Genomic DNA, 23,391 nt, shown 5'->3' on the forward strand with positions numbered 1-23,391 from the left:
TTATGCCGTTTTTCGCGCCACATGATAAGCTTACGGCTAATTACTACTAAGGTTGTTTTCTATGTCTATGAATGCAATAGGTGGGGTACTGGATCAGATTCAGTCCCAGGCCAGAAAAGTCTCAGACGCGTCAGCGCTGAACCCTTTTACTACAAATCGTAATGTCGAGAGTAAGTCACAATTCTCTGATATTTTATTTAACAGTATTAACAATATTAGCCAAATGCAGACCACCGCCAAAACCCAGTCACAGGCTTATCTGTCCGGTGTGGAAGGTATTGGTTTAAACGATGTGATGGTTTCAATGCAAAAATCATCGCTGGCATTAAATCTTGGTATTCAGGTACGCAACAAATTAGTAAATGCTTATCAAGACATTATGAATATGCCGGTATAACCGCTAAGTATTATCTTAATGCCGATTACCCCGGAAATATGGTTGCTATTTTTCACACCCGAATCATCCTGGATATTTCTTATTAAGATTTAATAGCACACACGCATTTGTCGGGTGATGAGTAACTCATCATTTGCGGATACGTGTGTGCGCAATAAACCAGTGAATTACCGTCAATATTATTATTGGTTGTCAGAAAAATATGCATTCCATTACTCCGAACGCTCCACAAGCACCCATTGTGCTGACCGAGAGTGAATTAGAAAAAATCAGCAAATTGATATACCAGCGCGCGGGTATTGTCCTCACCGCGCAAAAACGCGACATGGTTTATAACCGTCTCTCCCGTCGTCTGCGCGAGCTGAATTTAAAAGGTTTTGAGGATTACACCGATCGACTGGTGGCGAATCCAGGCAGTGACGAGTGGCAGGTATTTGTGAATGCCCTGACCACTAACCTGACCTCTTTTTTCCGCGAGGCGTATCACTTTCCGACGCTGGCCCGGCATGCCCAGTCCAGAAGCGGAATGTACAACGTCTGGTGCGCAGCCGCTTCAACCGGCGAAGAGCCGTGGTCAATCGCCATGACGCTGGAAGAGACGCTGGGGCGCAGCATTACCGGCCCGCGAGTGCTGGCCACCGATATTGATACCGATGTACTGGAGAAAGCCAGTCTCGGTGTTTACCGGTTAAGTGATATCGACAACCTGACCGAACAGCAAAAGCGCACCTGGTTTTTGCGCGGGACTGGCGAGCATCAAAGCAGAGTGAAAATCAAAAGCGAACTTCGCAGCACCGTGCAGTTTCGCCAACTCAATCTGATCAATGCGCAGTGGGATATTCCCGCGCCTTTCGATGCCATTTTTTGCCGTAACGTGATGATTTATTTCGATCAAAACACCCAGGAGAAGCTGCTGCAGCGCTTCGCGAAAATGCTGAAACCCGGCGGGCTGCTCTTTGTTGGCCACTCGGAACATTTTCAAAATTTAACCAGCCCATTTCGTCTGCTCGGGCAGTCTGTCTACCGCCTTGGAGATCAAAAGCAATGAGAAAAATCAAGGTGTTGTGTATTGATGACTCGTCACTGATCCGCAAGATCATGACGCATATCGTTAATGAGCAGCCGGATATGGAGATGGTCGCCACGGCGCTGGACCCGATTGTCGCGCGCGATCTGATCAAGCAACACAATCCGGATGTGCTGACGCTGGATGTCGAAATGCCGCGTATGGACGGGCTGGAGTTTCTGGAAAGGCTGATGCGCCTGCGCCCGATGCCGGTGGTGATGCTGTCATCTCTCACCAGCAAAGGCTCCGATATTACGCTCAGCGCACTGGAGCTTGGGGCGGTGGACTTTATTACCAAACCACAAATGGGCTTACAGGAAGGCATGGCGCAATACAGCGACATGATTGCCGACAAAATCCGCATGGCGGCCAAAGCGCGCATCCGTCGCAGCGAAACAAAAGTGGCACCGCCTCGCGTGATTAAAGCCCCGTTGGTGGGCAGCGAAAAAATCATCGCCATTGGCTCCTCCACGGGGGGAACGGAGGCGCTGCGTCAGCTGCTGGAACCGATGCCGCCGACAAGCCCGGCCATTGTCATTGCACAACATATGCCGCCTGGCTTTACCCGCTCGTTTGCCAACCGGCTGGATCATCTGTGTCCGATGTCGGTGAAAGAAGCAGAAGACGGCGAGCGCATTCTTCCTGGCCACGTCTACATCGCGCCAGGTGCTTTTCATATGGAGCTGACGCGCAGCGGTGCGAACTACCACGTCGCGCTGAATGATAATTTGCCGATCAACCGGCACCGCCCCTCTGTCGATTCGCTGTTTCACTCGGTGGCGCGAAGCGCGGGGAAAAACGCCATTGGCGTTATTTTGACGGGGATGGGCAGCGACGGCGCAGCCGGGATGCTGGCGATGCGCCAGGCGGGTGCCTGGACCATTGCGCAAAGCGAACGCAGCTGCGTGGTGTTCGGTATGCCGCGTGAAGCTATCGCGCTCAATGCCGCCTGCGAAACCGTCGATCTTGAGCAAATCAGCCAGCAAATTCTTCACCGTTCTGCCGGTCAGGCGCGCAGGATTTAATCATTTATTTCAATCCCTTTTATTCAGGAAAAAACAATGGCAGACAAAAATTTACGTTTTCTCGTTGTCGATGATTTCGCCACAATGCGCCGCATTGTACGCAATCTGTTGAAAGACCTCGGCTTTAACCGTGTTGAAGAAGCCGAAGATGGCCTGGACGCGCTGAACAAGCTGCGCGCAGATGCCTTTGATTTCGTCATCAGCGACTGGAACATGCCAAACATGGATGGCTTACAATTGCTGACGGAAATCCGCGCCGACGCGAATTTAAACAAAATGCCCGTGCTGATGGTTACCGCAGAGGCTAAGAAAGAGAACATCATCGCGGCCGCGCAGGCGGGTGCCAGCGGTTATGTCGTGAAACCTTTCACCGCCGCAACGCTGGAAGAAAAGCTGAACAAAATCTTTGAAAAAATCGGGTGGTAACCGATGAGTGGCTTAGAAAATACGCAGCCAGAAGACGATTTCAAAGACATCTTCTCCCGGGTTGGGCAACTGACGCGCTTGCTGCGCGACAGCCTGGTCGACTTAGGTCTGGACCGCACCATTGTTGAAGCGGCAGACGCGATCCCCGATACACGAGAACGCCTGAATTACGTGGTCGCGAAAACCGCGCAGGCGGCTGAACGCGTACTGACCTGCGTGGAAGAAGCCCGTCCGCAGCAGGAGGCGATCACGGAGCAAGCAGAAGCATTAACCGCCCGCTGGGATGAGTGGTTCGCCGAGCCGGTTGAATTACCGATCGCGAAAACGCTGGTGACCGACACGCGTCAGTTCCTCCTGCAGGCACCAGCCATTGCTCGTCAGACCAACGACCAGCTGATGGAAATCATGATGGCACAGGATTTTCAGGATCTTACCGGCCAGGTGATCCGCCGCATGATGTCGCTTATCGAATTGGTCGAAAAAGAGCTGATTCAGGTGCTGCTGGCTTACGTGCCGGAATCTCTTCAGGAGGAGAAAGAGGCGGAAGCGGAAGCAAAAACAGCCGCCATGCTGGTCAATGGCCCGCAGATCGATAACAGCAAAGCCGGTGTGATGGCGTCACAAGATCAGGTCGACGACCTGCTTGACAGCCTGGGTTTCTAACGGTGCGCGGTTCGCCGCGCCGCTGAGCAAATTATGTCAGAAGAGAGTGATGTAGAAAAAACAGAAGAACCCACACCCCAGCGAAAACAGAAAGCGCGTGAAGAGGGGCAGATCCCCCGCTCGAAAGAGCTGAGCTCGCTGCTGATGTTGCTGGCCGGGTGGGCGCTTCTGCTCTCTGGCGGCTCGCAGTTCGCCCGGCATTTGCTGGAGCTGCTGCGAACCGGCCTGGTGCTCAACCGATTGTCGGTGATGGATGAACAGTCCATGTTCCACCAGGCCCGTTACTTGCTGGAAATGATGAGCAGCGCGCTGCTGCCCATTTTGCTGGGGTTGTTTGTCACCGGGATCGTATCGCCCATATTGCTGGGCGGCGTCAACCTGAGCGGCAAATCGCTGAAGCTCGATCTCAAGCGGATCTCGCCGCTTGCAGGGTTCAAACGCCTGTTTTCAGCCCAAGTGTTATCAGAAATGCTCAAAGGGTGCCTGAAGGTCGTACTGGTCGCGTGCGCCTTCGCGCTCTATCTCTACAAAAATAAAGTGCATTTTATTCAATTAGTTAATGAAGCACTGCCGATGGCCATCGCGCATGCCATGAGCATGACGCTGGATTGCCTGATGATGGTGATTTTTTTCCTGTTACCGGTTGTGGGTTACGACGTCTTTTATCAGATAACCAGCAACCTGAAAAAGCTGCGGATGAGCCGTCAGGAGATCCGCGACGAATTTAAACAGAGTGAAGGCGATCCGCACATTAAGAGCCGCATTAAACAGATGCAGCGTGCGGCGGCGCAAAACCGAATGATGAGCGATATCCCACAAGCGGATGTCATCGTTAATAACCCGACGCACTACTCTGTCGCCCTCTCTTATAAAGAAGGCGGAATGGGTGCGCCGGTCGTGCTGGCAAAAGGCGCCGGCGAGATTGCCTTAAAAATTCGCGAGCTGGGCGCGCAACACCGCATCCCGATGCTCGAAGCACCACCGCTTGCCCGTGCGCTCTATCGCCATTGCGAAATTGGCGAACAGATCCCAGGCGAGCTTTATAGCGCCGTCGCAGAAGTGTTGGCCTGGGTTTATGGCCTGCGTAGATGGCGCAACAACGGCGGCGTTCCGCCGAAGCAGCCCAGGGATCTCGCGGTTCCTGAGTCGATGGATTTTGTACATGAGAGTTCAAACTGATGGCTAATATCGCCAGCAAATTACGCTTACCCGCGTTGAAAGATACACAGTGGCAAATCATGGCAGGCCCGGTGCTGATCATGCTGATTCTGGCAATGATGGTACTGCCGCTGCCGGCGTTTCTGCTGGATACCCTGTTCACCTTTAATATCGTGCTGTCCCTGATGATATTGATGGTGGCGATGTTTACGCAGAAAACCCTCGAGTTCTCCGCGTTCCCGACGGTGTTGCTGTTTTCAACTCTGCTCCGCCTCGCGCTGAACATTGCCTCCACGCGTATCATTTTGATGGAAGGCCACACCGGCGCCTCCGCAGCGGGCCGGGTGGTTGAAGCTTTCGGTCACTTCCTAGTGGGCGGCAACTTCGCCATTGGTATCGTGGTGTTCGCCATTCTGATCATCATCAACTTTATGGTTATTACCAAAGGTGCCGGACGTATCGCCGAAGTGGGCGCGCGTTTTGTACTGGACGGGATGCCTGGCAAGCAGATGGCGATTGATGCCGATCTTAACGCCGGGATCATTGGAGAAGCGGAGGCAAAACGCCGCCGTAGCGAAGTGACCCAGGAATCTGATTTTTACGGTTCGATGGACGGTGCCAGTAAATTCGTGCGCGGCGATGCCATCGCCGGGCTGCTGATCATGGCGATTAACGTGGTCGGCGGTTTGATCATCGGCGTTATGCAGCATGGCTTAAGCGTGGGAGAAGCGGGTGAAACCTACACGTTGCTGACTATCGGTGACGGTCTTGTCGCGCAGATCCCGGCATTGATCATCTCCACCGCCGCCGGTGTGATTGTGACCCGTGTTTCCAACGATGAAGATATCGGGGAACAGATGGTCAGCCAGTTGTTTAACAACCCGCGCGTGATGCTGCTTTCCGGCGCGGTGATTGGTCTGCTGGGGCTGATCCCTGGCATGCCAAACCTGGTGTTCCTGATGTTCACCGCCGTGTTGCTGGGTCTTGCCTGGTGGCTACGCGGTCGCGAAATGAAAAACCCTGTTCGTCGCAGCGCCGTGAGCGAAGATAAAGACAGCGCCAGCGCGCTGGCCGCCAACGATCAGGCCACTGCGGAAGCCTCTTGGGCAGATGTTGAAATGGAAGATGTGCTGGGTCTGGAAGTGGGCTATCGCCTGATCCCGCTGGTGGACAGCGACCAGGATGGACAACTGCTGGTGCGCGTGCGCGGTATCCGTAAGAAATTCGCGCAGGAGATGGGCTTTTTGCCACCGGCGATCCATATTCGCGACAATCTCGATCTGGCGCCTGGCGATTACCGCATTCTGCTTAAAGGCGTTGAAATCGGCAGTGGCACGATGGAGCCGGAGCGCTGGATGGCCATTAACCCTGGTTATGCTGAAGGTGAACTGCCCGGTACGCCGTGTGTCGATCCGGCGTTTGGCCTGCCCGCCTGCTGGATTGATGAAGTATTACGTGAACAGGCGCAGATTCAGGGCTTTACCGTGGTTGATCCAAGCTCGGTCATCGCCACGCACCTGAACCACTTGATCACCCTGCATACGGATGAATTGTTCAGCCGCCAGGAAACGCAGCAGTTGCTCGACCGCATCACCAAAGAGATGCCGAAGCTGGTGGAAGACTTAATTCCTGGGGTGATTTCCGTAACACTGTTCCATAAAGTGTTGCAGAACCTGCTCTCTGAACGCGTTTCTATCCGCGATATGCGTACCATCATCGATACGCTTGCTGAATATGCGCCGGTGCAAAACGATCCGGATGAGCTGACTTCGCAGGTGCGTATTCGCCTGGGCCGCGCGATTACCGCGCAGTGGTTCCGCAACGACGATGACATCAAAGTGATTGGCCTGGATACCTCGCTGGAAAAACTGTTGATCCAGTCCCTGCAAAGCGGTAGCGCGATTGAGCCGGGCATTGCCGAAAACCTGATGCGTCAGGCCGATCGCGCTATTACCGAACAGCAGTCGCTCGGCGTTTCGCCAGTGGTGTTGGTCAACCCGGCGCTGCGCACCATGGTGTCGCGTTTCCTGCGTCGTGCGTTCCCGCAGTTGGCGGTGTTGTCGACGCTGGAGATCAGCAACAACAAAACCGTGCAAATGACGGCGGTCATTGGCACCCATTAATGAAATCCCTGGTATTCCCTCTTCTGACGCCGCAGGTATCCCCTGCGGCGTCCGCACAAACAACAGCGGCAACTGGCACAACTCAATGAAATCTCTGGTATTACTTCTTATGGCGCTGCAGACATCCCCTGCGGCGTCCGCACAAACGACGGGTGCCTGGAGCGCCACGTCCGCGGGCGGCAGCGTCACCACCGGTAAACAGTTACTGCGTGGACGCCCGCTTTTCGCCCCGGAATCCCTTTCCCCTTCAGCGCGCATTGTGCGTATTTCATGGCGCATTACGCTGCTCTCCCCTCCCCCGCCGGGGCTGGTGATTAAGCTTTGCCGCATCGATAAATGCGTTCCGCTGCCTGCACTTGCCGGCGAGCGTCGCATTGATGTTCCGCTGGCGGCGAACGGTGAGTTCCGCTTTATCTATTCCGTCAACAGCCTCGGCCAGCTACAGCCGGCGCTCAACGTCGTACGTAATCAATTAACCGTGAATTATCGCTAATAAGAAAAAACGAAAGGCTATGCGGACAAATGATGTTCCGCTAGCCTTTGGGGGAAGATTAATGCAGTGAAGGGGCTTGATGTTGGGAGTAAAGCTGGCTGCACCGGGCACCACGATGTATTGAGGATAAATTCTGTTTGAGGGTGTTGAGACGCGCCTGTAAATTACGCGTTATTTCCGCTTCATTCGCCAGTAGTTCTTTTAACAATACCTTCAATTCTTCTTTGACCATCATCGAAAGCGCATCGGTACTATGGGTTAAAATATCCTGCTTCTTAATCACATAATCCGCTGCGACTTCAACGAAATCCTCCCAGCGTTCCTGTTTCGTCATCTCCAGCATCGCTAAGTTCATATCAAATAATTCACGGTAATATTGCAAAATACTCTCAGCCATAACGCACTCGCTTCTGTACCGGCTCAATCTCTTTCCAGGTTGCGGCCAGTTTCATTAACAGACTGTCGACATGTTTTAACGGCTCGGGTTCATTACGCAAATTCGCTTCTAATAAGGTGCGCGACATATATTCGTACATTTGCTCGAGATCGGCGGCAATACTCTGCCCTTTCTCATGGTCGAGCGCGGCGCGTAAGCCGTTGTCGATAATATTAATCGCTTTGGAGATCATTTTTCCGCGTTGGGCAACATTGCCTTTTTCAAAATAGATTGAGGCCTGCAAAATAGCGCTGTGCGCGCCATCAAACAGCATGGAAATTAATTGGTGTGGTGTCGCGCCAGACAATTTGCTTTGCAACGATACCTGCGCATAGGCGTGAGTGCCCTGAGATGCATACATATGCGGCTCCTGAAAGCAGGCCGGCAAAGGCCTGCTGGTAACAAAAATTAAAGGGTGGAAAGCAGAGACGTCAGTTGGCTGCTCATGCTGTTGAGATTCGACATCATGGAGTCCAGATTCTGGAACTGGACACGATAACGTTCAACCTGGGCATCAATCAGCTTCTGCGTTTTGTCGATCTGCGTTTGCGCGATTTCGGATTGAGTTTCCAGGCTGTCGGTCGCGGTATCGATGATGCCGTCGGTCTTGGTTTTGCTGTCGCCCAGGTACTCTTTCAGAATCGAACCCAGCGACGTTGCCAGCCCTTCATTCGCCCCGCGACCCGAAAACATATTGGAAATTTGTTCCGGGTTGTCGGCAATCGCTTCATCCAGCGTATCTTCGTTCAGCGTCATCTGGCCGGTCTGGGCATCAATTGAAATACCGAGATCCGCCAGCGAACCGTAGGTCGCATCCGCATCACCGTACACACCATTCACGGTGGAACGGATTTCGCTCACCAGCCCGCGCAGGGTGGAATCGCCCATCAGCGCGCCGCTTTTCGAACTCTGTGTGGCAACATCTTCATCGCCAAGGCCTGAAGTATCGGCAGCGACATATTTACTGGCCGAGGTGGTTTTATCCAGCAATGCATTGTATTGCTTAACAAAATCTTGCAGGCTGGTTTTGATTGCCGAGGTATCGTTGGTCAGCGTGAGCTGCTCAGAAGCACCGTTTTCCGACACTTTTTTCAGGTTCAGCGTCACGCCATCGATGATGTCATTGATGTTGTTGGTTGAACGCGTGTAGTCGGAACCGTCGACGCGCAATTTCGCGTCCTGCGCATCCGAAACGGAGATCATGTTGTCAGTCATACCAGGGTCGTTAACCAGCACACCCTGATCGTCAAAATGCTGACCGCCATTTGAGGTATCGAGCACACCGGCAAGCGAGGCGTCGCCGTTAACTTTGACGCTCATCTGGCCGTCTGAACCGGTTGTTTTCGAGCTCAGTACCAGTTGATAACCGTCATCGGTACGCTGAACGGATGCGCTGACATCGCCTTTCTCTTTGTTGATGGCTTTCGCAATCTGGTTCAGCGAGGTTTCATCATCAGCCAGCTCAACGTCCATCGTTTTACCGTTATTCTGGGTAATAGTGATGGTGCGCGTACCGCCCGATGTGCTGGTACCGAGCGCGGTATCAGCATCGGTTTGCGGCTGGGTTTTCAGTTTATGCGCGGCGGCGAGCTGCGAAATCGTCACCGAGTGGCTATCGGCCTGTGCGCCGCTGCCCGCAACGGCCGAAAACGCTTCGTTGGCGCTAACGGTCATTTTACTAAACGCATCGCCACCCATGGTGGTGACGCTTTTCTGCAAGTTTGCCAGCAGGCTGGAAATCTGGCCCCAGGCCGAAATTTGCGAGTCGTACTTGCTTTTCAGGCTGGTATACGGCGTCAGGCGTGTTTGTTCGCCCGCTTTCATCTGATCCAGCATCGACGCCGTATCAATCCCGCCAGTACCAACCCCTAATGATGATATAGCCATTTCTTCTCCTGTCGGAAATGTATATTTGCGGTAATTCTCTATTAAGCTATCGGCGCAGAAAAATAAAAGATGAATTTTTTACCTTTAGTGCACTATAAAGGAAAGACGCACTTTTCACTGGCTATTCTCAACAATTCCAGCCGATTACAAAAGGGCAAACACCGCACATAAAGAAGCAAAATTCATTCCTGATAATTAGCGACAAAAATGACGGCAATTTATCGCTTTGCGTTCAATAAAAAACCTTTCCTTATATAGCAAGAAAACCGTATTAAAATTCAAAAGAAAAAGATAAAAAAGTAATTAAGCAAAATACGCGCGGTTTTGCGGTTAATTTAAAACATAAACCATAAAGACGCATAAAATATCAACGATATAGCACCAAAACCCACTCAAAAAGTAAAAGTCGGCCAACCAATACAAAAGTTTTTCGCGCAAAATATTTTAGTCATTTTTTATAAGGCCGATTAATTAAGTATGCGAACGAAATGACGCATAACCATACTCTGTATAGTAAATTGTGTATAAGGAAACCCCATGTCCCAGGTTATTAATACCAACGCCCTCAGCCTCGTCGCCCAAAACAACCTGAATAAATCTCAGGGCTCTCTGGGTACTGCAATTGAACGTCTGTCTTCTGGTCTGCGTATTAACAGCGCCAAAGACGATGCAGCAGGTCAGGCAATCTCTAACCGCTTCACCGCTAACATCAACGGCCTGAGCCAGGCTTCCCGTAACGCCAACGACGGTATCTCTCTGGCGCAGACTACTGAAGGCGCGTTGAACGAAATCAACGACAACCTGCAGAACATCCGTCGTCTGTCTGTACAGGCGCAGAACGGCACCAACTCTGATTCTGACCGTCAGTCCATCCAGGACGAAATCGACGCGCGTCTGTCTGAAATCAACCGTATCTCTGAACAGACTGAGTTCAACGGCGTGAAAGTACTGAGCGCAGATCAGAGCCTGACTATTCAGGTAGGTTCTAACGATGGTCAGAAAATCGATATCGAACTGAGCAAAATGGACGCAAGCACGCTGGGTATGGATAGCTTCAACGTAGCAGCAGGCGTTGACGTTAACTCCCTGACCACTTCTACCACTGTGGATATCAGCGTAGCCGTTGACGCTAATCTGGGTAACCTCGTTGATGGCAAAGCTGGTGCAACCGTAAATGCCACCGGCGTTGTTCAGGGTTCTGATGGTAAAACTTATGTTTCTGGTGATGATGGTAAATACTACGAAGCAAAAGCAAACGGCACAGGTACTGGGTTGACATTTAACACCACCACTGCGTCAACCACTACCGGTGTGACCATGAGCAGCAACAAAGCGGGTTCTTCCGTTACCGTTTCGCAGACTGCTGACATGTCCGGCCTTGCTGGTAGCTCTCTGATGACTGATGGTGAAGGTAACTTCTATGTTAAAGATGCCGCTGGTGGCCTGACCGTAGCCAATGCAGATAAGGACGGTACTATTACCACCGGTAAAGCTGTTTCTACCACTCCGGCAACTACCGATCCGTTGACCAAAATCGACGACGCGCTGGCTCAGGTTGACGAACTGCGTTCTGGTCTGGGTGCGGTACAGAACCGTTTCGCTTCTGTCATCAGCAACCTGAACAACACCGTTAACAACCTGTCTCAGTCTCGCTCTCGTATTCTGGATGCGGACTTCGCTTCTGAAGTTTCCGAAATGAGCCGCGCGAACATCCTGCAGTCTGCTGGTACCTCCGTACTGGCTCAGGCTAACCAGGTTCCGCAGAACGTACTGTCTCTGCTGCGTTAATTTCTGGTGTTTCCGGCAGGCTGCGGCCTGCTTTTTACCCACCCGCCCATTCGCCTGGGCGGGTTTTTTATTGCCTGCGATTTAACACGCCTTTCTATCAGTAATAAACCGCCCTGCACCGCGTTGACTAAAACGCGTTATCAGAACCTTCATCTATCTTTCATTTCCACGCTGGCTATCTTTTTTATATTCCGTTTAAAGGAGAGTAGCGATGGCAGATTTAACCGCACCAGAAGGTTCATTCGCATGGGCGATGTTACAGCTTCAGGCCGGTAACCGGGTCAGCAGAAGCGTGTGGCATGATGCAGGAATGTACCTCGTCAGAAATCCAGGCTTAACAGAGCAGGTGGTAGTTGAAAATGACTGGCGAGCGGCGGCAGGTATCGCCGTGGGTACGGCATTTAACTACTTACCCAATATCGAGTTATGCAATGCGCAGCAGGATTTTGTTCCCTGGGTTGCGACGCACGAGGATATGGAAGCAATGGACTGGAGCGCTGTTGGTGGGGTTGGTGAACCTGGCGATAACTGGAAAGTGATATTTGATATGGAAACGATAAAAATCAACCCGGCGGGCACAGACGGTGAGGATTATGGCGCTAAAAGTTATGCAACTTTAATTCAGTCACCTGAATTATTAAACGCTGTATGGAGTTTCGGCACCTCATATCATCCTGAGTACATTTCTCCATCGTGCAATTTTGTCGCTATGTTTTTCACCGGTAGTCCTGAAAACGATGAACAACTGCTTGCCGAACTTAGCGTAGCGGGCATACAAATCAGAATCGATGATGTCATTTATGATATGTCTCACGACTTTAAGGCTTATATTTTTGCCCATTCGATGGGAGACCATGTTCGCTTTAGATTCGATGATTTCAATTCAAGCAATGATGTCTACAAAATGCACCAGTATCTGAAAAGCCAAGTGGGCAGAACGATTCGGGTTTATGTGAGCTGGTGATCACGTTGCTGAAAGCAAAAAAAAGCCTTTCCCGTAAGGGAAAGGCCTGTAAGGTACAGCGCGTATTAAAAGTAAAACAAAATTAGTTAAAAGAGGTCTCAGTCACGCGTTCAATCAGCTCCATCTCTTCGCTGTTCAGCAGCTTTTCAATATCTACCAGAATCAGCATGCGCTCATCGAGCGAGCCAAGACCCAGCAGATACTGCGTGGAGAGCGTAACGGTATATTCCGGCGCGGGTTTGATCTGCGCGGCATTGAGCGCCAGCACATCGGAAACGCCATCAACCACAATCCCGACCACGCGACCGCTGTCGAGGCTCAGCACAATCACCACCGTATTGTCGTCAAACTCGGCGGAAGCCAGTTCAAACTTCACGCGCAGATCGACAATCGGCACAATCACGCCGCGCAGGTTGGTCACACCGGCAATAAAGGCAGGCGTGTTGGCGATGCGGGTGACGCGATCGTAACCCCGGATCTCCTGCACTTTAAGGATCTCAATGCCGTACTCTTCTTTGCCCAGGCGGAAGACCAGGAACTCATTACCGGTGTTGTCACCGGTTAACTGCTTGTCTGTGTTCGATAAATTCATTTCATAACCTTTTCAAAAACTGACGTCAGGCTGCGTTTCATTGCGCCTTAGCGCTTTTTGCCAGCGTCGTTAACACCGCCACATCCAGAATCAGCGCGACGCTGCCGTCGCCGAGGATGGTCGCCGCAGAAATACCCGGAATTTTGCGGTAGTTCTGCTCAAGATTTTTCACCACTACCTGGTGCTGGCCGATCAGTTGATCCACCAGTAAGGCGTAACGGCTACCGGCGCTCTGCACAATGACGGCAATCCCTTCGCTGATATCGTAATTTTCGTCGTGAATGCCAAACAGCGTGCCCAGCTCAACCAGCGGTAAATACTCTTCACGCACCTGCAACATGCGCTCGCCGCCGGTCATCCGGTGCAGGACGTTTTCGGAAAGCATCAACGATTCCATCATGCTGCCGAGCGGCAGAACGTAGATTTCCGAGCCAACACGCACCGACATCCCGTCGAGGATCGCCAGCGTCAGCGGCAGAATGATGCGGATCTTCGAGCCGCGCCCCTGCTCGGAATGGATGGTCACATGCCCGCCCATTTCCTGAATGTTACGGCGCACCACGTCCATACCCACGCCGCGACCCGAGACATCGGTCACTTTTTCCGCCGTGGAGAAGCCCGGCGCGAAAATTAGCATCCAGACATCTTCATCGCTCATGTTTTCGCTGATCGTCATGCCCTGCAGCTGCGCACGCGCCAGGATCTTCTCGCGGTTCAGCCCGGCACCATCGTCGGTCACTTCGATAATGATATTGCCGCCGTGGTGTTCCGCCGAAAGCACCAGGTTCCCCATGTCGGCTTTACCGTTGGCGCGGCGCACATCGACCGGTTCAATACCGTGATCGAGGCTGTTACGCACCAGGTGCGTCAGCGGATCGACAATCTGTTCGATAAGACGTTTATCCAGCTCAGCAGAACCACCGACCAGCGTCAGTTCCACTTCTTTATTGAGCTTACCGGCAAGGTCATGAACCAGTCGCGGGAAGCGGCTGAAGACATATTCCATTGGCATCATGCGGATTGACATCACCGACTCCTGCAAGTCGCGCGCGTTACGCTCCAGTTGCGCGATGGTGCTAATCAGCGTGTCGTGGTTGGTTGAATCGAGCACACCAGAAAGCTGCGAGAGCATGGCCTGGGTGATGATCAACTCGCCCACCTGGTTGATTATCTGATCGACCTTCTCGACCGCCACGCGGATACTGCTGGCTTCTGTCGCTTGTGGACGCTGGCGGTTATTTTCCGGGCGTGTCGCACGCGCTGCAGGTGCCGCCGGTGCGGTCACCGCGTTAACCGGCGCAGGCGCGGGTGCCGCAGGTTCGTCGGATGTGGCAACAGGTTCGTCTTCAGCCGGTGCAGGTGTGATGGCAATCTGTTCCGGTTCGAGCACAAAGCACAACACCGCGAGAATATCGTCCGGGGATACGGTCGTGTGCAGCGTCAGTTGCAGGTTCTCATTTTCGGCCTGCAAATGGCTCACGCGGCCTAAATTGCCCATTTCATCGATCAGCGGCTGGCGATCGTCTTCTTTGATTTTGCTCAGCACGATGCGCAGTCGCTGGCCATCCTCAGCCGGTTTCGCCGCCGGTGCTGCCACCGCTTCTGTGACGACTGCCTCGGCCACAACAGGCGCCGAAACGTCTGTGGAAACCGCCGCAGGAGCCGCACCGTCGAGCGCTATCTGGCGTAACGCTTCGCAGATATAGTGGAATGTCTCCTCGTCGGGCTCGGCTGAAGCTTTATAGGCATCCAGTTGATCCTGCATAATATCTTTGCTCTCCAAAAACAGATCGCGAATAGGGCCGGTAATCGTCAACGTACCGCTGCGTACATCATCCAGCAGGTTTTCCAGGATGTGCATGGTTTGCTGTAACACAGTGAAACCAAAGGTGCCCGCACCGCCTTTTATCGAGTGCGCAGCGCGAAAAATCGCATTCAGAACTTCTCTGTCCGGTGAGTCGAGATCCAGCTCCAGCAGATATTTTTCCATATCCGCCATCAGCTCATCCGCCTCGTCAAAAAAGGCCTGATAAAAATCGCTTATGTCCACTTACTTAATCTCCTCAGGACCGCTTTTTACCGTAGGTTCAACTGCCACTGCGCTGCTGCTCTGCGGCGCGTCGGTGGCTGATGCACTCTGGCTCGCCGGGGATGAAACCAGCGTGTCGCGCAAAAGCACATCTTCTTGCATGATCTGTTTCTCTTTCTGCTGGCTCAGCACCAGGATACTGATACGGCGGTTAATGGGATCGGCCGCATCGGAACCGGCCTGCATCATGGTGTCCGCCGTACCGACAACCCGGATAAATTTATTGCTGGCAAGCCCTGCGCCAGTCAGAATGCGCCGCGCCGCGTTGGCACGATCGGAAGAGAGCTCCCAGTTGCTGTAGCCCTGCGCACCGTTGGCGTAAGGCAGCGAATCCGTATGACCGGTCACAATGATGCGGTTCGGCATGTCGTTTAACACCGGCACCAGCGCCTGCAGAATGTTCACCATGTAGCTTTCCGGTGTCGGCCGGCCTATCTGGAACATCGGGCGATCCGCGCTATCGGTGATCTGAATCAGCAATCCGTCATCGGTCAGCGAAAGCCGCAGGTTGGAGGTGAAGTTGTTCAAACGCGGATCGATTTGGATCAGGCTTTCCAGCTTCTCCCTCGCGCGCTTCAGGTTGACTTCACTCTTCTTCTCGTCCAGTTGCTGCAACGTCCGCTTGAAAACCTCGCCATCTTGTTTAATGACATCTTCGCCACCGCCGAGGATCATGCTGTCGCTAAGGCTCGCTTTATCACCCTGTGCCAGCGTGGTTTTAATCGGCATTTGGAAATATTCAGCGATTTGCTGGCGCTGCTCCGGGCTGGAAGAAGAGAGCAGCCACATCACCAGGAAAAACGCCATCATCGCGGTCATAAAGTCCGCATAGGCGATTTTCCAGGAACCGCCGTGAGAACCATGCTTTTTATTGATGGATCTGCGGACAACAATGGTAGTGGCAGACTTCTTACTCATGTCGATTCACCCGAAGAGGATGAAGAGCTTGAGGTACGCACTTCGCGAACGTGATCTTCCAGTTCCGCGAAGCTGGGACGTTCCGTGGAAAAGAGAGTCTTACGGCCAAATTCAACGGCGATCTGCGGCGCATAACCGTTCATGCTGGAAAGCAGCATGGTCTTAATGCACTCGAGCATTTTCAGGTGTTCCGCACTCTGCTGACGCAGCAGCGTCGCCAGCGGCAGCACCATGCCGTATGCCAGCAAAATACCGAGGAAGGTACCGACCATGGCGTGGGCAATCAGCGCCCCCAGTTCCGCTGCCGGACGATCGGCGGCCGCCAGGGCGTTAACCACCCCCATGACCGCCGCCACGATACCAAATGCGGGCAACCCGTCACCGACGGAGTTAAGGCTGTGCGCCGGCACTTCATGCTCGTGTTCGCAGGTCTCAATCTCTTCATCCATCAACGCTTCCATTTCAAACGCGTTGGTATTACCGCTCACCATCAGACGCAGGTAATCGGTGATGAAATTCATGATTTCACTGTCGGCCATCAGCCGTGGATAGGCCGAGAAAATCGGGCTGTTCTGCGGATCTTCAATATCGTTTTCCAGCGATACCAGGCCATTCTGTCGGCCTTTCGCCAGCAACAGATACATCATGGCCAGCAGATCCATATATAACGCTTTGGTGAAATGGGAACCTTTAAACAGAGTAGGAAACGCTTTTAAGGTGGCCCGAATCGCTTTACCGTTATTTCCGACAATAAAAGCCCCTACGCCTGCGCCGCCGATAATTAAAAATTCGGTAGGCTGAAACAGTGACGCAAGATTGCCGCCACTGAGCGCAAAGCCGCCAAATACGGTCGCGAAAACGACGATATAGCCAATGATGACTAACACTTCAACTCCTTAATAATTCAGTAATCATTCCGCAACTCTGATATCAGGCCGCGCGGTGAAAATGCCGCAGCATCTGTTACTGTCGCCGATGAGAACGCGCCAGATCAGGCGTGGCTTTTTTTATTGCCCGCGAAGGTGGAAAACACAAACAGCAAGTAAAATTCGTGTTGGTATTTTCCGGCGTGGTAATAAAGCGCCCGCCACAAGTGCTGCACTCAGTATGTGTAACCATGCCGCAGTCAATAAAGCGCAGCAGCGTCCAGGCGCGCGTTAAACCTAAAACTGGCTTTTCCTCTGTACCGTTCAGACTATTTTCCAGATACAGGCGATAGCCTTTCAGCATAATCTCAACGGGGCGACCCAATTCCGTCTTTTGCAGATAACAAAAAATGTTATAAAACATTGACGAATGAATATTTTGTTCCCACGCCATATACCAGTCGGTGGAAAACGGTAGCATGCCTTTCGGCGGCGAACAGCCTTTGAGTTCTTTATACAGTTTTAATAATCTTCTGCGGCTAAGATTGGTTTCACTTTCGAGAACCTGCATCCTGGCGCCAAAAGAAATCAATTCCATGGCAATTTGCGCATCCCTGATTTCTGACATTATGCTTTTTTCACACATCACAAACTCCGCTGTCAGGATCTCGAAGGCTCTTCCCCAGAAAGAGAATTAAGCAAATCAGTGGATAAAATGATTCCGGTATGGAGACTTTGCAAAGCATCAATACGGGAATCTTTGGTCAAACAGTCAATCACTGTTTCGTTATCTATGCGTAACCGGCAAATAAGCTGACCGGTTGACGAAAGTTTAATAAGCTGCGGAAACGTCAAGCCTTTCACAATATCGATTGTGGACTCACTTAAGCCCAGGCGAAATTTTGCCGTAAAGCGATCCTCGTGAATGAGACGTTGCGCCAATAACAAATAGGAAAGATTCAAGTCCCGAATACACTGCGTCGGCTCATTAAAGTTTGTTACGTTCATTACAATTCCCCCTGTACAAGGTAATCCATACTGCAATTACCGTCCTTTATTGTGTAACCAAGATGTAACAAGTTTAATGCCGATTTTTTAGTATAAGAAATCAAGGTTAGACGGGAATAATGAACCTAATAAGAAAAGCCAGCCTGGTCGAAGTTTTATCGGAGCAAGATTTTCCTGATGACTTATTATTCCCAGCCTCTTCCTTCCAGACGCGCACGTAAACGTTTAATCGTTTGGCTATGCAACTGGCTGACGCGCGTTTCGGTAATACCCAGCAGTGAACCGACCTCTTTCATATTCAACTCCTGTTGATAATATAAATTGAGTAGCATCTGCTCGCGCTCAGGAAGCTCTCTGATCTCCTTACTGATCTGCTTTGTCAAATCGCCCAGTAAAATATCGTTTAGCGGGTCAAGATGATCCTGTTCCATTTCTGACAGTTCAACGCCATCTGCCAGTAATTCTTGTAGCTCGTCGAGTGAACAGAGCATGCTGGTATTAGTATCAGATAATACTTGCTGATATTCCTGCAATGACATCCCTAATTCAGCAGCAATGTCCGACTCGCTTGCCACGCCACCGGCACGTTGCTCAACGCGCATAATGGCAGAAGAAACTTCACGGGTTTTACGACGAACGCGACGAGGTACCCAATCGTGTTCGCGTAATTCATCCATAAACGCCCAACGTAAACGCTGTGCAATGTAAACCGTGAGTTTGACCCCTTTTTTGGGGTCAAACTGTTCGATTGCATCCAGAAGCGCAATGGCACCCGCCTGAATAAGATCGTCAATATCAACACTTGATGATAATTTAGACTGCATCTTTAACGCTTCGTAGCGAACTAAATAACCGTATTTGGTCCACAACTGGTCTTTCAGAATTGCCCCGTCAGGGCTATATAATCCATTCACTATTACAATTTCCGGGATGATAATAATTGATTAAAATTATTATCGATTATCGCCAATTCAAATAGCATGATAAGCAATCGGAAAGTGGAACATATCGTGACTTTATTTCCCCACGAAACCCACAGCTAATTAGAATGTTTCCCAGTCGCCTTCAGTTTTTTTGGCTGGAACATAATCTCGCTTGGCAGCGGTAATAACAGGGCGCAATTTCTCTCCGTTATTTCTGCTGCGGGTAACGGCAGACACATGGCTTTCATTAACAGTAAACTGGGCAACAATTTGTTCCAGATCGCTGGCGTGCTCTTCCACGCTGGTTGCGGTACGCGCGGCATTCTCTACCATGCTGGCGTTCTGCTGCGTAACCAGGTCCATTTCATTAACGGCCTGCGCAATCTGGTTAATACCGGTGCTTTGTTCATCCGATGCTGAGGTAATTTCCGCCATAATGTCGGTTACCTGAATAACGGATTTCACAATTTCCTGCATGGAAGAACCGGCCAGTTCAACTTCCTGAGAACCGATATTCATATTGGCAACACAGGTGTTGATCAATTGGCGGATCTCTTTCGCCGCATCGGCGCTGCGTTTCGCCAGGTTACGTACTTCACCGGCAACAACCGCAAAACCACGACCTTGCTCACCGGCACGCGCCGCTTCAACCGCCGCGTTAAGCGCCAGGATGTTGGTCTGGTTAGCAATGCTATCAATCACGCTGTTGATGTCGGCAATTTGACGGGAGTTCACCGTAATTTCCGTCATGATCTTATCAAGATTGGTCATCACTTCGCCGCCTTTCTGCGCGCTGACGCTGGCGCTTTCTGCCAGTTGCTGCGCACTGTGGGCGTTGTCGGCGTTCTGACGAACGGTGATTTTCAGCTCTTCCATGCTGGCCGCAGTTTCCTGCAGTGCGGAAGCCTGCTGTTCAGTACGCGAAGAGAGATCGTTGTTGCTGGTGGCGATTTCCTGGGCGTTGGAATAAATCTGCTTCACGCCGGTACGAATGCCGTAAACCGTGTCGGTCAGCGACTGGCGCATGTGCTCAACTTCCAGCAGCATTTTGCCGATTTCGTTCTGCGCACCCGCGTCAATTTTGCTGCTCAGGTTACCTTCAGCGATAGCCTTGAAGGAGACGATAGCTTGTTCCAGACGGCTAAAGATAGTGCGTTTCAGCCAGAGACGGGAAACCACCGCGCTAATCACCGCCAACGCCAGCGCAAAGAACGCGAAGAAACTCATACGCTGGGTATCACGGTGCGATACATCGCTAAAACCGGTAACCATTTGCTCGGCATAGGCTAAATATTCTTCAGAGGCATCTTGTAACCCGACACGCAGTTTGGCTTCTTCAATCACATCGCGATCATATGTCGTCGGGTTTTTAATAAACGTTGCCTTGCGCTGTGCACCCGCCAGAACCGTATCAAAACGCTTCTTAATATTGTTGGCAATCGTCTGTTCTTCTTCGGTCTGGAACGGCGTGGACATAAATTTGTCCATCTGCTTTTCCGCATTCGCGAGCATTTTTTTCGCTTTATCGATATCGTCCTGTCCTGGCGCCTGGTTGATCATGGTCGCCAGCATTGCGCCGTTAATCTGCGCAATACCGCCGGTCATACCGACAATCGCGCCGTTTAACATATCGATATTGTTGTTGGTCATGACCGCATCATCGAAGTTATCCGCCGTTGCGCGGCTACTGACTAACGCATAGGTAGATACCATAACAATACAAGCAATTAACAATCCAAACAGGATATTAATCCCGGTGGATATTTTTAAGTCTTTAAACATAACGAAACCTAAATAATTGAGAACACGGCGAAATACCTTTTTGCAGATATTTCATGCACACATGCGAGATGAATAAAAACCCGTCAATAATGACGGGCCTGAATGGGGTTAACCCACGAAATTAAAAATCGACAGTTGCTGCATCGACTGGAACACGGTCATTGACGAATTGAGTGCGAACTCCGACATCTTGGATTGCGACAACAGCGTAATCATCGAATCCCAATCCGATCCTAATGTTTCCTGCAACCGGCTTTGCACATTGATATTTTGCGCTTCCGAGCTAAAACCCAGGGCTTCAATCTGCTGCATATTGGTGCCGACGGTGGCGCGGACTTTGCCCAGGTTATCAATGTTTTTCTTAATACTGACGTTGGTGCTATCCAGCGTGGCCTGCAAAGCCTGACGATCGGCATCGTTAGTGACTGGCTGTTGCAGTTGCGTAATGGCCGCGTCCAACGCTTTGAACAGATCGTCCGGGGAGCCGCTCAAAAAGATATCGTCGCCCGTATGACCGACCTGCATTTCGGTACTGTCGGAAACCACCTGCGTCATCGCGGTATCACCGCCGACATAGGTGCCGTCTTTCTGGAAAGGCGCCGCCCCGGTTTTGTAACCGGCAAAAATGTAGCGACCGTCGCTGTTTTTGGTGTTCGCCAGATCCAGCAAGTTATCGCGGATCCCCTGCAACTCCTGCGCCAGCGCTGCGCGATCTTCATCGGAGTACGCGCCATTACCACCGGCAACAATTTTCTGCGACAAATTTTCAGACAGCAGATTAGAGATAGAATCCAGCGTGTTATCTTCCTGGCCCAACGCATCCTGCGCGTAGGTGCGCGCGGTGTCGTACTGGCTCATTCGGGATAACGCGTTCTGCAAAATAACCGCCTGCGACGCACCCGACGGATCGTCGGAAGGCTTCAGCAGCGTTTGCCCGGCAGAAAGGCGCGTGGACAAATCGTTATAACCGGTCATCGCATCTGACAGGCTATCAATACGATTTTGAAACATATAACTGGTGCTAAGACGCATCGTTTATTCCTGACTTTTCATTGAGTGGCCCGGTAAACCGGGCGTACTTAGCGAATACTTAACAACGTGTCGAACAGGGTGTTCGCAGTCTGTAAAACCTGCGCATTCGCCTGGTAATACTGAGAGAACATCTGCAAATTGACGTACTCTTCAGTGATATCAACACCCGAAACCGACTGCTGCTGAAGCGCCCACTGGTCATACACATTCGCCGAGGTGGTCATGTCCGCTTTCAGCGCACTCACCGAGGAACCGACGGAGCTGACAAGGCTTGCGTAAGCGCCAGACAGCGTCATGCCATCCACCACTTTTTCGTCCTTGATGCCAATCATCGCCAGGATATTTTCGTTATCGCTCTGGTCGTCAGGATCGGGGGATTTCGCCGCCGCAATCTGATCGCCATCGGTGATCGCCACGGTGATGTTATCTGCCGCGCCGTCGGTCGGGTTCAGCGTAAAGCTGTCACCCGGCTGCGGTGTGCCGCCAGGGGTAATGGAGATCCCTTCGAATTCCAGTTCGCCATTACTGCCAACGGTCGGCGTGATAGAGCGGCCATCAGCAGTGGTGATAGTCCAGTCGGTGCTGCCCGGGCCGTTAAAGGTCAGCTCGTAGTCTTCCGATTTCACGGACGGAATATCGGTAAAGCTGACATCCAGTGAACCGGTGCCGGTGTTATTGATGTTGCCGACCGCTTGCGGTTTACCGATGTTAAAAATATCGCCGCCCGCGTTGCCGTCGAGGTCGTAACCCTGAGCATTCGCTTCGTTGAACTTGTTGGCCATTTGCAGCGCCAGCTGGTTCAGTTGATCGCGCGCAGAAACCAGATCTTCATTGCGGAATTTGAACAGCCCGCCCAGCGCACCGGTGGTTTTCCCTTCGTCGAGCGGCAGGGCGTTGCCCGACGCATCAACGTACGCCACCACGGTTTTTGCCGGGTTGCTTTCAGACGCGCTGGCCTGCAGTTCATAGGATTTGCCGCCGCTGACCAACGCCATGCCGTTTTGCATGGAAACATTCACAGCGCCGGTATCAGTATTTTCTGTCACCTTAATACCGATCTTTTCGCTCAACTGACCTAATAATTGGTCACGCTGATCGAGTAAATCCGCAGGCATACCGCCGGTCTGGCCGTGGATCTTTTCAATTTGCTTATTCAGCGACGCCAGCTGTTTGGTATAGGAATTAATATCATCAACAGTCTGATTAATTTGCGTGTTGGTGCTCTGCTCCAGACCATTTAATGTTTTGCTGTTGGAGCGATATTGGTTGGCCATGGCGTTAAATTCAGCCAGAACCCCCTGGCGAGCCGCCGGGTCAACAGGGTCTTTACTTACCGATTCCATGGCTTCGAATAAATTATCCATGGTCACGGAAATATTATTGGTGCTATCGCCGAGCATGTTATCAATTTGGCTAACCTGCTCGTAACGGCTATTGAGGGAATAAAATTCCGTTGCCGCGCCGCGCACCTGGTTGGTCATAAAACCATTATAAGCACGCTGGACATCGCCCACTTTTACGCCGTAGCCGAAGAAACCATAATTGGTGGATTTGCCACCCGCTTCGCCCAGAACAATATTCTGGCGGCTATATCCCGCCGTGGTAGCATTCGACAGGTTATTCCCCACCACATTCAATGCATTCTGCGCAGCGTTAAGCCCATTCTGGGCCAGATTGATTAAATTCATATGTTATCGATCCTAACCAGAGGAGGAGGTAAGACGCCCCTGATAAAAGTAGCGCTCTCTTATATTT

At 51.7% G+C, this 23,391-nt stretch carries 23 protein-coding genes; 10 read left to right on the plus strand and 13 right to left on the minus strand.

Annotation, left to right across the window (positions count from 1 at the left end):
- Nucleotides 1-61 precede the first annotated feature (61 nt).
- From fliE to ACFX4O_RS19465, 8 genes are all read left to right on the plus strand, one after another.
- Nucleotides 62-397 (plus strand): flagellar hook-basal body complex protein FliE, encoded by a 336-nt coding sequence (gene fliE / locus ACFX4O_RS19430; protein ID WP_131408986.1) that lies wholly within the window; start codon nucleotides 62-64, stop codon nucleotides 395-397.
- Between the two features lie 202 nt (nucleotides 398-599).
- Nucleotides 600-1,445 carry a CheR family methyltransferase gene (locus ACFX4O_RS19435; RefSeq protein WP_380210363.1) on the plus strand — a complete coding sequence of 282 codons (846 nt, stop codon included), beginning with the start codon at nucleotides 600-602 and terminating at the stop codon, nucleotides 1,443-1,445.
- Complete coding sequence (locus ACFX4O_RS19440; RefSeq protein ID WP_131408982.1) at nucleotides 1,442-2,488, plus strand: chemotaxis response regulator protein-glutamate methylesterase; 1,047 nt, start codon at nucleotides 1,442-1,444, stop codon at nucleotides 2,486-2,488. Before ACFX4O_RS19435 ends, ACFX4O_RS19440 begins: the two co-directional genes overlap by 4 nt.
- A 36-nt stretch (nucleotides 2,489-2,524) precedes the next feature.
- Entirely contained in the window at nucleotides 2,525-2,914 is a 390-nt protein-coding gene (cheY, locus tag ACFX4O_RS19445) for a chemotaxis response regulator CheY (protein WP_020454839.1), read from the plus strand.
- Nucleotides 2,915-2,917: 3 nt separating this feature from the next.
- A complete protein-coding gene (gene cheZ, locus ACFX4O_RS19450; RefSeq protein WP_380210360.1) occupies nucleotides 2,918-3,577 on the plus strand; it encodes a protein phosphatase CheZ in 660 nt (219 codons plus the stop codon).
- A gap of 33 nt (nucleotides 3,578-3,610) precedes the next feature.
- A complete protein-coding gene (flhB, locus tag ACFX4O_RS19455; protein WP_131408978.1) occupies nucleotides 3,611-4,756 on the plus strand; it encodes a flagellar biosynthesis protein FlhB in 1,146 nt (381 codons plus the stop codon).
- Nucleotides 4,756-6,858, plus strand: a complete 2,103-nt coding sequence (gene flhA, locus ACFX4O_RS19460; protein WP_380210358.1) for a flagellar biosynthesis protein FlhA — start codon at nucleotides 4,756-4,758, stop codon at nucleotides 6,856-6,858. The genes flhB and flhA overlap by 1 nt, the downstream gene beginning before the upstream one ends.
- Entirely contained in the window at nucleotides 6,845-7,351 is a 507-nt protein-coding gene (locus ACFX4O_RS19465) for a flagellar protein FlhE (RefSeq protein WP_380210357.1), read from the plus strand. Before flhA ends, ACFX4O_RS19465 begins: the two co-directional genes overlap by 14 nt.
- 58 nt (nucleotides 7,352-7,409) lie before the next feature.
- Here the strand turns inward: ACFX4O_RS19465 and fliT are convergent, their stop codons facing one another.
- The 3 genes from fliT to fliD are packed head-to-tail and all read right to left on the minus strand — an operon-like array spanning nucleotide 7,410 to nucleotide 9,674.
- Nucleotides 7,410-7,748 (minus strand): flagellar protein FliT, encoded by a 339-nt coding sequence (gene fliT, locus ACFX4O_RS19470; RefSeq protein WP_131408974.1) that lies wholly within the window; start codon nucleotides 7,746-7,748, stop codon nucleotides 7,410-7,412.
- Nucleotides 7,741-8,148, minus strand: a complete 408-nt coding sequence (gene fliS, locus ACFX4O_RS19475; RefSeq protein WP_131408972.1) for a flagellar export chaperone FliS — start codon at nucleotides 8,146-8,148, stop codon at nucleotides 7,741-7,743. Before fliS ends, fliT begins: the two co-directional genes overlap by 8 nt.
- Nucleotides 8,149-8,195: 47 nt before the next feature.
- Entirely contained in the window at nucleotides 8,196-9,674 is a 1,479-nt protein-coding gene (gene fliD / locus ACFX4O_RS19480) for a flagellar filament capping protein FliD (RefSeq protein WP_380210354.1), read from the minus strand.
- A gap of 537 nt (nucleotides 9,675-10,211) precedes the next feature.
- On the opposite strand from fliD, the gene ACFX4O_RS19485 reads away from it, so the two are divergent.
- The gene (locus tag ACFX4O_RS19485; RefSeq protein ID WP_380210352.1) at nucleotides 10,212-11,462 is read left to right on the plus strand and encodes a FliC/FljB family flagellin; all 1,251 of its coding nucleotides are present in this window, start codon (nucleotides 10,212-10,214) and stop codon (nucleotides 11,460-11,462) included.
- A gap of 211 nt (nucleotides 11,463-11,673) precedes the next feature.
- Nucleotides 11,674-12,426 (plus strand): MW1434 family type I TA system toxin, encoded by a 753-nt coding sequence (locus tag ACFX4O_RS19490; RefSeq protein ID WP_380210351.1) that lies wholly within the window; start codon nucleotides 11,674-11,676, stop codon nucleotides 12,424-12,426.
- Between the two features lie 82 nt (nucleotides 12,427-12,508).
- On the opposite strand, the gene cheW is transcribed toward ACFX4O_RS19490, so the two are convergent.
- From cheW to flgK, 10 genes are all read right to left on the minus strand, one after another.
- Complete coding sequence (cheW, locus tag ACFX4O_RS19495; protein WP_131408963.1) at nucleotides 12,509-13,018, minus strand: chemotaxis protein CheW; 510 nt, start codon at nucleotides 13,016-13,018, stop codon at nucleotides 12,509-12,511.
- Between the two features lie 37 nt (nucleotides 13,019-13,055).
- Nucleotides 13,056-15,068 carry a chemotaxis protein CheA gene (gene cheA, locus ACFX4O_RS19500; protein WP_380210349.1) on the minus strand — a complete coding sequence of 671 codons (2,013 nt, stop codon included), beginning with the start codon at nucleotides 15,066-15,068 and terminating at the stop codon, nucleotides 13,056-13,058.
- Nucleotides 15,069-16,025 carry a flagellar motor protein MotB gene (gene motB / locus ACFX4O_RS19505; protein ID WP_380210347.1) on the minus strand — a complete coding sequence of 319 codons (957 nt, stop codon included), beginning with the start codon at nucleotides 16,023-16,025 and terminating at the stop codon, nucleotides 15,069-15,071.
- Entirely contained in the window at nucleotides 16,022-16,912 is an 891-nt protein-coding gene (gene motA / locus ACFX4O_RS19510; protein ID WP_380210345.1) for a flagellar motor stator protein MotA, read from the minus strand. The genes motB and motA overlap by 4 nt, the downstream gene beginning before the upstream one ends.
- A 76-nt stretch (nucleotides 16,913-16,988) precedes the next feature.
- Nucleotides 16,989-17,537, minus strand: a complete 549-nt coding sequence (gene flhC / locus ACFX4O_RS19515) for a flagellar transcriptional regulator FlhC (RefSeq protein ID WP_380210343.1) — start codon at nucleotides 17,535-17,537, stop codon at nucleotides 16,989-16,991.
- Between the two features lie 14 nt (nucleotides 17,538-17,551).
- Nucleotides 17,552-17,899, minus strand: a complete 348-nt coding sequence (gene flhD / locus ACFX4O_RS19520) for a flagellar transcriptional regulator FlhD (protein WP_131408953.1) — start codon at nucleotides 17,897-17,899, stop codon at nucleotides 17,552-17,554.
- Nucleotides 17,900-18,084: 185 nt separating this feature from the next.
- Nucleotides 18,085-18,813 carry an RNA polymerase sigma factor FliA gene (locus tag ACFX4O_RS19525; RefSeq protein ID WP_131408951.1) on the minus strand — a complete coding sequence of 243 codons (729 nt, stop codon included), beginning with the start codon at nucleotides 18,811-18,813 and terminating at the stop codon, nucleotides 18,085-18,087.
- Between the two features lie 129 nt (nucleotides 18,814-18,942).
- Nucleotides 18,943-20,604 carry a methyl-accepting chemotaxis protein gene (locus ACFX4O_RS19530; protein WP_380210341.1) on the minus strand — a complete coding sequence of 554 codons (1,662 nt, stop codon included), beginning with the start codon at nucleotides 20,602-20,604 and terminating at the stop codon, nucleotides 18,943-18,945.
- Nucleotides 20,605-20,712: 108 nt separating this feature from the next.
- Complete coding sequence (gene flgL / locus ACFX4O_RS19535) at nucleotides 20,713-21,636, minus strand: flagellar hook-associated protein FlgL (protein WP_131408947.1); 924 nt, start codon at nucleotides 21,634-21,636, stop codon at nucleotides 20,713-20,715.
- A gap of 47 nt (nucleotides 21,637-21,683) precedes the next feature.
- Nucleotides 21,684-23,324, minus strand: coding sequence for a flagellar hook-associated protein FlgK (gene flgK / locus ACFX4O_RS19540; RefSeq protein WP_131408945.1), 1,641 nt, complete (start codon nucleotides 23,322-23,324; stop codon nucleotides 21,684-21,686).
- Between the last annotated feature and the right edge of the window lie 67 nt (nucleotides 23,325-23,391).

This window comes from Kosakonia sp. YIM B13571 (genome assembly GCF_042788095.1).
GTDB classification, from domain to species: domain Bacteria; phylum Pseudomonadota; class Gammaproteobacteria; order Enterobacterales; family Enterobacteriaceae; genus Kosakonia; species Kosakonia quasisacchari.

Bases quoted from the DNA above. Each gene is read 5' to 3' on its own strand.
- fliE (WP_131408986.1), top strand. From the start codon at position 62: ATGTCTATGAATGCAATAGGTGGGGTACTGGATCAGATTCAGTCCCAG.
- ACFX4O_RS19435 (WP_380210363.1), top strand. From the start codon at position 600: ATGCATTCCATTACTCCGAACGCTCCACAAGCACCCATTGTGCTGACC.
- ACFX4O_RS19440 (WP_131408982.1), top strand. From the start codon at position 1,442: ATGAGAAAAATCAAGGTGTTGTGTATTGATGACTCGTCACTGATCCGC.
- cheY (WP_020454839.1), top strand. From the start codon at position 2,525: ATGGCAGACAAAAATTTACGTTTTCTCGTTGTCGATGATTTCGCCACA.
- cheZ (WP_380210360.1), top strand. From the start codon at position 2,918: ATGAGTGGCTTAGAAAATACGCAGCCAGAAGACGATTTCAAAGACATC.
- flhB (WP_131408978.1), top strand. From the start codon at position 3,611: ATGTCAGAAGAGAGTGATGTAGAAAAAACAGAAGAACCCACACCCCAG.
- flhA (WP_380210358.1), top strand. From the start codon at position 4,756: ATGGCTAATATCGCCAGCAAATTACGCTTACCCGCGTTGAAAGATACA.
- fliT (WP_131408974.1), bottom strand. From the start codon at position 7,748: ATGGCTGAGAGTATTTTGCAATATTACCGTGAATTATTTGATATGAAC.
- fliS (WP_131408972.1), bottom strand. From the start codon at position 8,148: ATGTATGCATCTCAGGGCACTCACGCCTATGCGCAGGTATCGTTGCAA.
- fliD (WP_380210354.1), bottom strand. From the start codon at position 9,674: ATGGCTATATCATCATTAGGGGTTGGTACTGGCGGGATTGATACGGCG.
- ACFX4O_RS19485 (WP_380210352.1), top strand. From the start codon at position 10,212: ATGTCCCAGGTTATTAATACCAACGCCCTCAGCCTCGTCGCCCAAAAC.
- ACFX4O_RS19490 (WP_380210351.1), top strand. From the start codon at position 11,674: ATGGCAGATTTAACCGCACCAGAAGGTTCATTCGCATGGGCGATGTTA.
- cheW (WP_131408963.1), bottom strand. From the start codon at position 13,018: ATGAATTTATCGAACACAGACAAGCAGTTAACCGGTGACAACACCGGT.
- motB (WP_380210347.1), bottom strand. From the start codon at position 16,025: ATGAGTAAGAAGTCTGCCACTACCATTGTTGTCCGCAGATCCATCAAT.
- flhC (WP_380210343.1), bottom strand. From the start codon at position 17,537: ATGTGTGAAAAAAGCATAATGTCAGAAATCAGGGATGCGCAAATTGCC.
- flhD (WP_131408953.1), bottom strand. From the start codon at position 17,899: ATGAACGTAACAAACTTTAATGAGCCGACGCAGTGTATTCGGGACTTG.
- ACFX4O_RS19530 (WP_380210341.1), bottom strand. From the start codon at position 20,604: ATGTTTAAAGACTTAAAAATATCCACCGGGATTAATATCCTGTTTGGA.
- flgL (WP_131408947.1), bottom strand. From the start codon at position 21,636: ATGCGTCTTAGCACCAGTTATATGTTTCAAAATCGTATTGATAGCCTG.
- flgK (WP_131408945.1), bottom strand. From the start codon at position 23,324: ATGAATTTAATCAATCTGGCCCAGAATGGGCTTAACGCTGCGCAGAAT.